Source organism: Candidatus Poribacteria bacterium, assembly GCA_021295755.1.
GTDB lineage: Bacteria > Poribacteria > WGA-4E > WGA-4E > PCPOR2b > PCPOR2b.
This window is the reverse complement of record JAGWBT010000218.1, coordinates 1-12568: the sequence shown is the minus strand read 5'-3', so window position 1 is coordinate 12568 and position 12568 is coordinate 1. Positions and strand designations below refer to the sequence as shown.

Genomic DNA, 12568 nt, shown 5'->3' with positions numbered 1-12568 from the left:
CTCAATGAGGAAAATCCATGAAAAAACAACTTCTCCGTTTCACCTTTCACGCAATAATAATCTATCTCACCTAATGAACCAACATAAACTCAAGGAGAACCCAATGCCAGACTATCAACCACTAAATCTCTCATCACTCTGCAACGTTGGCGCAGAAATTCTCGGTGAAAACGCAACTCCCGCAATCGGTGCGCAAACCTTCCACGGCCTGCCCTTCCAAATCAGTGAGAACGGGGACTGTTTTCTCGGTTTCGGGGACGAACTTAACACAGAACCTGCTACCATACCACTCAACGCGGGGCCGAAACGGATCATCGTCGTGCATCGGCTACTCGAATCGAAAATCTTTGAAGGTGATCCCGTCGGGCGTTTGGTTGCGAACTACATTTTCCACTATGCAAACGGTGAAACGGTCACGGCGCCGATACGAGAACGGTTCGAGATCGCTGTCGTCCCGCCGGGTTGGGGGCAGCTGCCTTTTCTCGCATGGCCAGATCAGCAAGAAATTGGAGCGCTGCGGGCAACCGGCAGACCGAAGCCACGCAGGCGGGACCGTCGGACTACTATCTGTGGGTCTGGGAAAATCCGAACCCGTCGGAGACGCTGGAATCCCTGCAAATTGTCCCAGAGGGACCGACGTTTATCCTCGCTGCCGTTACGTTGGGGAACCTCGATGAAGATCCTATCCCTAGAAAAGCGATCCGCGATGTCATGATTACTTTGCCACAGGAGGAAGATGCGGCGAAGCCTTTCCGCATGGAGGTAGAGGTTGACCGCGGTGTGGCGACCTATCCCTATCCGCTGCCGGAGAAGTCTGCGGACGAATTTCTTGATGACGAACGGAAAGGCTGGGGCGAAACACAGAATAACAGTAGCAGTCCCGCCCATGTCGAAGTGACAGCGACCCCATCGGCGACAATGAAGGTCAAGAATCACGACGAAACGTTAGGCGCGGTAAAATGGGGAGAGCTTGAGGAGAAAGGGAAGATCGCACCAAACGAGCGGGTGCAGGTCGAAATCGTTGACAGCGGCAGAAACTGGGTACACACAACGGTAGTCGATGATGAAACCAATCAGCCGATTCCGTGCCGTATCCACTTCCGTTCCCCAAAAGGGATACCTTACGCGCCGCACGGACACCACGCACACGTCAACTCAAACAACGGCACTTGGCATATTGATGTCGGTGGAGATGTGCGGTTGGGACAGATCTCCTACGCCTACACCGACGGAACGTGCCAAGGCTGGCTGCCGCGTGGCGAGGTCATCGTTGATGTTGCAAGAGGCTACGAATATGAGCCGTTACGGACAAAGGTTGAGATTCAGCCGGGTCAACGCGAACTGACGCTGCGGCTCAAGCGTTGGTGCAACATGAACGCCGAGAGGTACTTCAGCGGGGACACCCATGTCCATTTCCTTTCAACGCAAGGCTCCCACACGGAGGCGCAAGGCGAAGACCTGAACGTTGTCAACCTGCTGCTCTCTCAATGGGGACACCTCTTCACCAACACAGAGGAGTTCATTGGCCGTCCGACTGTCTCCGACGATGGTCGCAGTATCGTCTACGCCACGCAGGAAAATCGTCAACATCTGCTTGGGCATCTCACGCTGCTCGGCTTAAAAGAGCAGGTGAGTCCATGGTGTTCTGATGGTCCCGGTGAAGCAGAACTCGGTGGTAACATGGAGACGACACTCTCGCATTGGGCGGATGCCTGCCACGCACAGGGCGGCACCGTTGTCTTGCCCCACATCCCGAACCCCAACTGTGAACCAGCGACATTGATTGCCACCAATCGTGTAGATGCAGTCGAGTACCTGACCGAAGCGATGTACGGTCACATCGAGTATTACCGCTATCTCAACTGCGGTTACAAACTGCCTTTGGTCGGTGGAACAGACAAGATGACCAGTGACGTGCCTGTCGGTGTATATCGCACGTATGTCCACATCCCCGACGATCAGGAATTCAACTACGATAACTGGTGTAAGTATCTCCGCGCCGGAAACACTTTCCTCAGCGGTGGTCCCATCATTCGCTTGACGGTTGATGGACAACCTATCGGGAGTACAATCAACCTGCCGGGCAACGGCGGTACGGGAATCCATATTCCCCATTCACACGTTAGAAATTGTTCAGGCGGGGAGGGTTGTCGCCTCGACAGCGGAGAATAATGGCGCACGTAGATTGCATCTGAAAACAACGCTGCCCGTTAATCAGCACTCGTGGATTGCAGCCCGCTGTGGCGGTCCCGGCTACACCCAAGCGGTTCCGCATCTCGACGGTTGGGGGCGTGGCATCATCGCTCACACCTCCCCGGTCTACATTGCCGAGTGGTGGATGTTCGATTCGGAAACCGCAAACTATATGCTGACACTCATTGAGGGCGGATTGTCGTATATTCGTAAGACTGCCCGCCACCACCATCCGGGCACGGTAACACACCATCACGGAGAGGAGGACCATCAGGCTTTCCTTGAGCGTCCCTTCATGGAGGCACAGGAAGCCATCCACCGACGGATGCATCAGCTAGGAATTCCACATTAGGTGTGTCTGAAATGTGGTGCGTGAAGATAGGAGAAAGGGCTGCCACACACTTCTGCTATGCTTCCACCCATATCCCTCAATCTGTGTTGACAATTCCAACTTTATTCAGTATACTTTTCTTAATCTGAATTTCCCTCAGGACGATTTCATCCAACCACAATTGCGGATCGGGTCAAAGATGGCGAAAAAAAGGAAGAATCGACACCTCAACATTGCGCGTAAACGCGCAAAACGCCAACAAAATCAGAAATCCAAACGCAAGCAGTTGGCTATTCAGAAGCAGCGGGCATTACAAGCGGCAAAGTCTGATGAAGAACAACTACAGGACAAAATTGTGAATAGCAGGCTATTGCTTGATGAGCCTGAATTTGAAAATATCACGTTTGATCAAGATCTGTTACGGCAGAAAACGACGGATGCCTTTGAAGCCGGCTCGTTCACCGCTGAAGCCGAAGGCGGCGAGGAGACAACGCCAGAGGGTGAGGAAGGTCCTGAAAGTATTAGTGATGCCTTTCGTTTTGAGGTGCTGCGCCACCTGATTACGGTGGAATTTATTAACAGTGTGTCGTATGCACTCAAGGCGTGCGAAACGCGCCTCAGACGGATGGGAAATCGAGACAAGGCGGACATAGCGTTCGTTGCGAGATCGCTTTTTGAGTACGCTGATCCAGAGACGCTCGCGTTTCATCCTCTTGTCTTCAATATCTGTGCTCGCACACTCAGGCAGATGTTGGCAGACCCTCAGCCGGAACCTGACGCTATCACGGGTGTACTCTCCGACGTGTTTGAGGAGAGTCAGTCGGCGGAAACCGAGGATCAACCGGAAACACCCAGAAATTCTACCGAAGATGAAGAAGATGTTGATTCGGCAAGTGAACCGGTCTTGATCCTTGAACCAGAAGAAGATCGAACGACTGAGCCCGAAACTGCTGCTCCCGCTCCCGAGGTTTTACCGGAAACACTGAAGGCTAAAGCGCTATACCAAAACGCCGATGGTCTGGAAATTCGGAACACGATTGAGTTTGGAAATGGGTATCGGATCGTTCAGACTACTGACTCGCAGGTAGAATTCGCTCATACAGATGGGCAGCGTTATATCACACTCACGCCGAATCGGCTGCTGCTGCAGTGTCCCTCAAAAGAACTATTGGACGTCGCAATGGGAGAGGTCGAGGCGCTGTGCAATGATGCGCTGTTCTATTTGGCAAGAACAGTTGACGATGCCTAAAAGAAAAACAGTTTCCCTGTGGTAGGTCTATTTTCCTTTCGTAGTCACAGGTTGTCTAACCTGTGATCCTAGCGTATGAAGATGTCGAGATGTGAATATAGACTTATAGGTTGATCAATTCCCGTAGGTTGGGGCGCCATGTGCATAGCAATGCTGAATTGGTGATACCAAAATGTCAACCCGCTCTAGTTTTTGACATCCGTCGGTTTTCTTTAAAACTAAAGAACCCTACTTTCGCTCCAGCGGAGCACAATGTGGATAACAATGAACCAATGAACGAATGAACCAACACAGCCCCAGCGGGGCGACATGTGTATAGAATAGGACTTACGCATTTCCTCTTAAAGTCCCCCTGAACCCCTCTGATAAGAGGGTAAAGACAAGGGAGAAGATCCCCTAACCCCCCTAGCCCCCCTTATCAGGGGGTTTAGGGGGTTAGATGCAACCAAATAACGACTTTTCAGCAAAATATGCCAATTTTCTGTTCAATTTGCGTAAGTCCTGTAAAACAAACAAATCAACCTACTTTTGGGGTAAGCAACCGTTTAGGTAGCTTAGACTAAAACAATTCGTTAAAAGGAGGTGATACCGTGGCACGATCAAAAGTTGGACAGGTACGACGACGCACACAAATTCGACATCGCCAAAAACGCCGTCTCAAGAGACAGAAGTTAGCCGTGAAACAAGCGCGCTAGAAACCGTAATACCAAAAATAACGGTACGGGACAACTATGGACAAACGAATTGACAAAAAGGGAGGAGGATGAGCATCTAAGAGAATAATCTACAATTCTTCCTCCCTACTGTTTTGCACCTGTTTTAGCCGTGCATCGATTGGCGACCGAAATCTGTAGTATCCTCCCTTTTTATTTTACTTCTCTCCCCTTAAAAAAAGACCATTTAAGGTCGCTGTAGAGTCAGAACCGAACTGTCAAAGCTATATCTCCCCTTGATGGAGCTTGAGAATGTCTAAGATCGACCCGATTACGCGCGAAATTATGCAAAACGCCCTGGCGTCGGCTGCCGACGAAATGGCGATGGCATTATACCGCACCGCCTATTCAACCATTGTTCGCGACTGCCTCGACTACTCAACCTCCCTTTGTAACGCCGACGGCGAAATGATTGCACAGGGCGTAACCATTCCCCTCCACCTCGGCTCTGTTCCCTTCGCGATGGAAACGCTGTTTAAGAAATTCGACGGCGATATGCAGCCCGGCGACGTCTTTATCCTCAACGATCCCTTCGATGGTGGGATGCACATCCCGGATATCTTCATCGTTAAACCCATCTTTTGGGAGGATGAACGTATCGGATTTGCCGTCAGCACCGCCCACCACTTGGATTTGGGCGGACGTTTGCCCGGCAGCTCCGCCTGTGATAACACCGAAATCTTCCAAGATGGCTTCCGCATCCCGTGGTTAAAACTGTATCATGCCGGCGAACCCGATGCAGCAATCTTCACACTGCTCCGTGCGAATGTCCGTGTGCCGCAGATGGCTATCGGAGACTTGCGAGCACAACTGGCAGCCTGTCATATCGGTGAGCGCGCGGTGCACACACTGATTCAACGCTACGGACTGGAGACCTTTACCTCCTGTGCCAATTCACTCATCGACTATACCGAGCGGTTGGTCCGCGCAGAGATCGCCTCATGGCCCAACGGCAGCCATACCTTCACAGACTACATGGACAGCGATGGCGTCGGGGGACCGCCTGTCCGCCTGACAGTGACAATGACAGTGGAGGGCGATACCCTTACCGCTGATTTTACCGGCACAAACCCACAGGTCCGGGGGGCCATCAACAACACCCTCTCCTTTACCGCATCAGTAGTCGCGCTGTGCGTCCGATCGGTGATACGGGAGGATATTCCGAACACAGCGGGTATGTTCAAACCGCTGAAAATTATTGCGCCGGCGGGGACAGTGGTTCACGGTGTCATGCCGGCTGCGTCCTCAATGCGCGGCATCACCGGATTCAGGTTGGTGGACACCATCTTCGGCGCATTAGCAGGCTTACTGCCAGACCAAGTGTTAGCCGCCGGCGAAGGAGGCAATTCCCTCGTAATAATTGGCGGACAACGGGAGGATCGGACGCCGTATGTCTACTACGAACTGATGTCGGGGACATGGGGAGCGCGTCCCGACCGCGATGGGATCGACGGACTGTGCAACCCCGCCAACGTTGCCAGCAATATCCCGATCGAGCAAGCGGAATCCGAATATCCGGTACATATTGAACGCTACGGATATGTTCCGGATAGCGGCGGTGCGGGCAAATTCCGCGGTGGCCTTGGGCTTGAACGCGAATGGCGACTACTTTCCGGTGAAGCACACCTCGCCATCCGTTCTGACCGTAGAGACCATCTACCCTATGGTCTCTACGGCGGGAAGCCGGGCAGAGGTTCGATTAATGTCCTCCATCACGACGACGGTGAGGAGGAGGTACTGCAGACCATGATATCCACATCTATGGAAGCGGACGAGCGGATCTATCACCGTCAGGCAGGGGGAGGTGGATGGGGCGACCCGCTGCTGCGTCCGCCGGCTGATGTGGTACGCGATGTCAAGAACGGCAAGGTCTCACTTCAAGCAGCACGGGAAGCGTATGGCGTGGTCCTCGACGAGGTATCGCTGGCAGTGGACAAAGCCGCCACCACAGCGCTTCGCGGACAAACATACGCAGATAAACGGAAAGCAGCGCCATGATAGAGTTCTACAGCCCCCGATGTGTGCACAGTTTAATCGTAGGGGTCGGGTTTACCCGCCCTCTGCGGCTTCGCTACTGAAACCCAACAATGTACTGCTATCCGTTTCTTCTCACGCATTGCGTTTCACAAATTATTCACGATTTCACGTGGAATTGGGGAAATTTTCTCATACGCTCACCCCAAATCCATATATCGTAGGTTGGGTTGAATGACAGTGAAACCCAACACTTTCAATACACAGAAATACAAGAATCCGCGAAATCCGTGTCATCTACGATAATCCGCTATTCAAACAATAAAAGTTTCCGGCAACGAACCGTCCAAGCTTTTGAGTAACAAATGATGAGGAACTTTATGAAAAACAAATTATCTCGACGGCAATTTCTACGCGCTGGTGCGATCGGAACCGTATCTGCAGCTGTCAGTCTCGGATTTTTAGGGTGTAGCCGGGCGTTGATTCAAAAGGTGCCGGGCTTTAGACCTGATCCTTTCCTGTTCGCGCCGAGTGCAAACCAACTCCTTGACCTCCCCGAAGGGTTTATTGCCCACGCGTTTTCTAGAACAGGCGAACAGATGGACGATGGACTTTGGGTGCCGGGCGGACACGATGGCATGGCAGCATTTCCGGGACCTAACGGCAAAACTCTCCTCGTCCGAAATCACGAATTGCAGGCTACTGCCAAAACTGTTGGACCCTTTGGATGGAATAACGAAAAGATTGAACCTGCTGCTATTGACAAATTTTATGACGCTGGATCCGGTGAACTACCGTGTCTCGGTGGGACGACGACGCTGGTCTATGACACGCAAACACAGACATTGGAGAAACATTTCCTAAGTCTGACGGGAACGATCCGGAATTGTGCGGGCGGTCTCACGCCTTGGAATACGTGGATTACTTGTGAAGAAACCATTCAGAAGGCAGAGGAAACGTACGAGGTGGAGCACGGGTACAATTTTGAGGTGCCGGCTTCTGCTGACATAGAATTAGCCGACCCGATTCCGTTGAAAGCGATGGGGCGCTTCAATCATGAAGCGGTCGCTGTCGATCCCAAAAGTGGGATTGTCTATCAAACCGAAGACAGATCGGATGGTTTAATCTATCGGTTTATCCCGGAGAAGCCGGGTGAACTCGCCGCTGGTGGCAAACTTCAGGCATTGAAAATTCGCGACATCAAGAGTGTAGACACCCGAAACTGGCGAAACAGGAGGCAACAAGTTTTCCGGTGGACATATAGTCCGATGCCGGTGGGAGAAACACTTGACGTTGAATGGGTAGATATTGAGAACGTGGAATCACCGGATGATGACCTCCGCGTACAAGGTACTGAAGGTAAAGGTGCGGCGAAGTTCGCTCGGGGCGAAGGGATATGGTACGGTGGTGACTCCGACAGGGGGGAATTCTATATCGCCTGCACAAATGGCGGTATAAAACGCAAAGGACAGATCTGGAAATACATGCCAAGTCCCTATGAAGGCACAAGCCGTGAGGAGCAACAACCCGGCACGCTTCAACTCTTTATTGAGCCGAACGACAGCAATCTCATGGAGAATGCTGATAATGTGACGGTCACACCTTGGGGGGATTTAATCATCTGTGAGGATGGCCCAAACGAGGAATTCCTAATTGGCGTAACACCCGAAGGAAACCTCTACCGGTTTGCTCGAAACGCTGGCAATCTATCAGAATTCGCGGGTGCGACATTCTCACCGGATGGCACAACGCTTTTTGTGAATATCCAGAGTCCTGGGATTACGCTGGCAATCACCGGTCCTTGGCATGAAATTCGACAACGCGCTGATATGTTCTGGCAAAAACCTAACAGTATGACATCAACGAGCACGTCGCTTGGCAGCTAACAATCCAGTATTGGGAAATCCCTTTTTACTTACACCGATAGTGATTCCTTTTTTGACCTTCAACCTAACTTGCCCTATACATCTATTTCCCGCTGACGTTTTCATCTGGCGTGGCGCATAAGTCCCAATCTTAAAGGTAGGGGTTATGAAGTAAGGGGAATCCCTCATTCCCTCCTTGCTACCTTCCAATTTCCATCCTTCCAGCCTGTATTCTTGACAAATATTTGCGTACCCAACTGTTAAAATATTATAGGATTTACGCAGTTGGTTCAGCGGTTCATTTAGCCCCAGCGGGGCGACATGTTTATAGCACAAGGATAAGCAAATATCCTAAAGCCCCAGCGGGGCGACATGTGTATTTGAAGGGTGGAACGTAAGAAGAATGAGCGAACCAACCAATTAATGAACCAATGAACTCTTGAACAATGCGGAAACGACTTTCTCGCTAACTGGCACCAAAGGTTAATATCGGAGAATTATGGTGAATTAGAGAAATAAGTGGACATTTACCAATAACTCCGACCTTCGTGAAGTTTCCAAAGTCCCCCTGATAACGGTTTCCCCCTTGATAAGGGGGGCTAGGGGGGTTGGGGGATTTAGGGGGTTAGCTGTGCATTGGGAGTGTCTAAGTAATTCTAAAATATACCATAAATAACCCTAAATCGGTGACAATAAAATGTCGACACACCCTAGCAACTTGCGTTATCATATTAGAATTAGTCAACAATAGCGAGGGAAAAAAATGAGCCAACGAATTGCTATTGTCACCGGCGGGGCAAGTGGCATCGGTAAAGCCATCGCCGAAGGGCTTGCGAATGGTGGAGATCGAGTGGTCGTTGCTGATCTGAACGAGGCAGCAGGAAAGGAGTTTGCGGACACGATCGGTGGCCATTTCGTGAGGATGGATCTTTCGCAGCGGGCAGACTGCGAACGCCTTGTAGACGAGACACTATCTCACTACGGTGGGGTTCACATTCTGATCAATAACGCAGGTTTCCAGCATATTGATCCGATTGAGGTCTTTCCCGAAGACACGTGGGACAAAATGTTGGGGGTGATGCTCACCGCACCTTTCTTACTGACCAAATACGTCTGGGGTTCGATGAAAACTCGTGAATGGGGTCGGATCGTCAACATCTCCTCCATTCACGGACGGGTCGCTTCGCCTTTCAAGAGTGCCTACATAACAGCCAAACACGGTCTCATCGGCTTCACGCGGACAGCAGCACTGGAGGGCGGCGAACACGGTATCACCGTCAACGCCATCTGTCCGGCGTATGTCCGCACACCGCTGGTTGAGAGCCAAATTGCCGATCAAGCGCGGACACGCGGAATTTCGATGGAGGCGGTCGTCGAACAGGTCATGCTAGAACCCGCTGCCGTCAAGCGACTCATCACGCCGGAGGAGGTTGCCGCGCTTGTCGTTTACCTCTGCTCTGATATTGCCGGCGCTATCACCGGCGCGGACTGGGCGATAGATTTGGGCTGGACTGCGAGATAGGGGAGGTACAGATGGGACTGTTATTGACGGGACGACAGCCCCACCTTTCCGTGCGGACGTGGCGATTAAAGATGGCAGAATCCTCGGGGTTGGGACAATCGAAAAACAGGCGGGTATCCCGTGTATAGACGCCCAAGGTCTCTTTGTCGCGCCCGGCTTCATTGATATCCACAGTCACTCTGATTTTACGCTAATCCTCGATCCACGGGCGATGAGTTCAATAACCCAAGGTGTAACCCTTGAGATTGTCGGCAACTGCGGTCACGGATGCGCGCCTATCGGCGATCCAGAGTTGGCGAAGATGAACATCTACGGACACCAAGAGGGGCATGAAATCGGTTGGCGCACGATGGCTGAATATCTCGACGCGCTCGAAGCGGGAAAGCCGGCGGTCAACGTCGCATCCCTCGTCCCTAACGGCAACCTGCGCCTCGCTGTCGCCGGACTGGTAGATCGTCCTTCAACCCCCAATGAACTTAGGCAGATGAAAAGCCTGTTGGCACAAAGCCTAGAGGAAGGGGCGTTCGGTTTCTCCACAGGGCTTGAATACGGACCCGAAAGAGATTGTACGGAAGCGGAGATCATCGAACTCTGTCGCGTGGCATCTGACGCCGACGGATTCTATGCGACCCACACCCGCAATCGGGACGGAGAAGCGCAGGAAACCATCGCGGAGGCAATCCGAACCGGGGCGACATCAAACCTCCCTCTGCAGATCTCCCATATCTCCGTCGTCTCGCGGCTCGCTGAAGATGGGCGATGGGCAATCGAAGACGCGCTCAGGCAGGTTGACGAAGCACAGGATCGCGGGTTCGATGTCGGTTTTGATATGCACACACGACTGTTCGGAACGACCAATCTGAGCGCTGCCCTGCCGCCGTGGGCGCTGGACGATCAGCTGCCGTCCGCCGAGAGCTGAAAACCTATCCCAGTATCATCACCGCACTGGCGCGAGGCGATTGGAACAACATTGTCCTCTTTGAGGGCAAGGCGCACCCCGAATTCTCTCGCAGGAGCATCGCTGAAATCAGCGAATTGATGGGTGTTGATCCGTTTGACGCTATCTACAACCTCCTCCTCTCTGAAATTGACGACCTCCACAGCCTGATGATTCTTGCCTTCACCTATCGGGAAGAGGATATCCGCATTGCCTTTGAGCATCCCAATTGTATGGTCGGTTCCGACGCCACCGCCTTAGCGACCGACGGACCTTTAGCAGGCACATCGTTCCACGGGGCGTACACATGGGCGTCTTGGTTCTACCGGCACTTTGTGCGGGATAAAAAGACGCTCAGTCCACAGGAGGCTATCCGCCGGATCACATCGCTACCAGCCAGCCGACTCGGTTTGACCGATCGGGGCGTCCTTCGGATGGGAGCGTGCGCGGATGTGGCAATTTTCGATCCAGAGACCTTCGCGGATCAGGGCACCACCTTTGAACCGAACCAAACCGCCGTCGGTATGCAGCATGTCATCGTCAATGGAAAAGTAGTGCTGAAAGATGGGGAATTGACCGGGGAACGTAGTGGAGAGGTCCTCCGACGAACATAGGATAATTTATGGTGAATTAGATAAATAAGTAAACATTTACCAATAACTCCGACCTTCGCGAAGTTTCCAAAGTCCCCCTGATAACGGTTTCCCCCTTGATAAGGGGGGCTAGGGGGGGGCTAGGGGGGTTGGGGGATTTAGGGGGTTGGCTGTGAATTGGGAGTGTCTAAGTAATTCTAAAATTTACCATAGTTGATAGTAGTAGGCATGAGGTATGTCCTCCATTCACCGATGGGTGCCCAATCGTAGGGGCGAGGTTTCCTCAACGGGTTGGGAAACCCAACCCCTACGGGAATTAACCTAATGTAGGAGCAACCCTTGTGGTCGCCCAAAATACTTGGGTTGAGAAAAAACTCGTGAAAGCACCCAAATGGGGAAATAACCGAAAGGAGCAGGTCCGTGGCACAGAAAACAGACGGTAACAGAATCCGCGTTGGCGTCGTTGGGGTCGGGCGCGGAATGAGTTTCGCGCAGGGGGCTCCCTTTGTTGGTATGGAGTTGGTCGCACTCTGCGATACATGGGAGGCGAAGCTGCATGAGGCGGGGAAAAAGTTAAACGTTACGACCTACACCGATTACGATCAATTTCTCGCCCACGATATGGACGCCGTTGTGCTGGCGAACTACTTTCATCAGCACGCTCCCTTCGCTGTCAAAGCCCTTGAGGCGGGGCTGCATGTGATGAGTGAAACGATGGCGTGTGGCACGCCGGCGGAAGGCGTGGCGTTGGCGCGAGCGGTGGATAAGTCCGGCAAGATCTATCTGTTCGCCGAAAATTACCCTTACTTTGCCTATAATCAGGAAATGCGTCGCCTTTACCAGAACGACGAGGTCGGCGAGGTACAGTACGTACAACCACCCCTTCGATTCACAAGGATACAATCGATTATCGCCGGGGATGAATCACTGGCGCAATTGGATCCCGTCCACCTACTACTGCTCTCACGCGCTTGCACCGATTATGTTCATCACCGACACCCACCCGGTGAGCGTGAATGCGCTGTCAATCCCCCGTTCCGAAAACGACACCGAAAAATTGAGTGTCCAACGCGGAGATCCCGGTGGGATCATCCTCTGCCGCATGGACAACAACTCGGTCGTCCGAATTATGGGACTGAAGATGCGTGGACACGGTGTCTGGTATCGGATCCACGGCGCACTTGGACTGAT

The 12568-nt window shown here is 52.4% G+C and carries 8 protein-coding genes and 1 pseudogene; all 9 read left to right on the top strand.

The window, feature by feature from the left end:
- The first annotated feature begins 103 nt into the window (after nucleotides 1-103).
- Complete coding sequence (locus J4G02_22135; protein MCE2397212.1) at nucleotides 104-715, top strand: hypothetical protein; 612 nt, start codon at nucleotides 104-106, stop codon at nucleotides 713-715.
- Nucleotides 712-2172 carry a CehA/McbA family metallohydrolase gene (locus J4G02_22130; protein MCE2397211.1) on the top strand — a complete coding sequence of 487 codons (1461 nt, stop codon included), beginning with the start codon at nucleotides 712-714 and terminating at the stop codon, nucleotides 2170-2172. The genes J4G02_22135 and J4G02_22130 overlap by 4 nt, the downstream gene beginning before the upstream one ends.
- A 13-nt stretch (nucleotides 2173-2185) precedes the next feature.
- The gene (locus J4G02_22125) at nucleotides 2186-2545 is read left to right on the top strand and encodes a hypothetical protein (protein MCE2397210.1); all 360 of its coding nucleotides are present in this window, start codon (nucleotides 2186-2188) and stop codon (nucleotides 2543-2545) included.
- A gap of 178 nt (nucleotides 2546-2723) precedes the next feature.
- Nucleotides 2724-3773, top strand: coding sequence for a hypothetical protein (locus J4G02_22120; GenBank protein MCE2397209.1), 1050 nt, complete (start codon nucleotides 2724-2726; stop codon nucleotides 3771-3773).
- Nucleotides 3774-4738: 965 nt separating this feature from the next.
- Nucleotides 4739-6484 carry a hydantoinase B/oxoprolinase family protein gene (locus J4G02_22115; protein MCE2397208.1) on the top strand — a complete coding sequence of 582 codons (1746 nt, stop codon included), beginning with the start codon at nucleotides 4739-4741 and terminating at the stop codon, nucleotides 6482-6484.
- A gap of 356 nt (nucleotides 6485-6840) precedes the next feature.
- Nucleotides 6841-8346, top strand: coding sequence for a DUF839 domain-containing protein (locus J4G02_22110; GenBank protein ID MCE2397207.1), 1506 nt, complete (start codon nucleotides 6841-6843; stop codon nucleotides 8344-8346).
- A 742-nt stretch (nucleotides 8347-9088) separates the two neighbouring features.
- Nucleotides 9089-9847, top strand: a complete 759-nt coding sequence (locus J4G02_22105) for a 3-hydroxybutyrate dehydrogenase (GenBank protein MCE2397206.1) — start codon at nucleotides 9089-9091, stop codon at nucleotides 9845-9847.
- Nucleotides 9837-11398 (top strand): annotated as a pseudogene (locus tag J4G02_22100) (D-aminoacylase). The gene J4G02_22105 and the pseudogene J4G02_22100 overlap by 11 nt, the downstream one beginning before the upstream one ends.
- 399 nt (nucleotides 11399-11797) lie before the next feature.
- On the top strand, nucleotides 11798-12568 hold a 771-nt coding region (locus J4G02_22095), incomplete at its 3' end, for a Gfo/Idh/MocA family oxidoreductase (protein ID MCE2397205.1).

Excerpts from the sequence above, each read along its gene's own strand:
- J4G02_22105 (MCE2397206.1), top strand. The coding sequence starts at position 9,089 with ATGAGCCAACGAATTGCTATTGTCACCGGCGGGGCAAGTGGCATCGGT.
- J4G02_22135 (MCE2397212.1), top strand. The coding sequence starts at position 104 with ATGCCAGACTATCAACCACTAAATCTCTCATCACTCTGCAACGTTGGC.
- J4G02_22110 (MCE2397207.1), top strand. The coding sequence starts at position 6,841 with ATGAAAAACAAATTATCTCGACGGCAATTTCTACGCGCTGGTGCGATC.
- J4G02_22115 (MCE2397208.1), top strand. The coding sequence starts at position 4,739 with ATGTCTAAGATCGACCCGATTACGCGCGAAATTATGCAAAACGCCCTG.
- J4G02_22130 (MCE2397211.1), top strand. The coding sequence starts at position 712 with ATGATTACTTTGCCACAGGAGGAAGATGCGGCGAAGCCTTTCCGCATG.
- J4G02_22120 (MCE2397209.1), top strand. The coding sequence starts at position 2,724 with ATGGCGAAAAAAAGGAAGAATCGACACCTCAACATTGCGCGTAAACGC.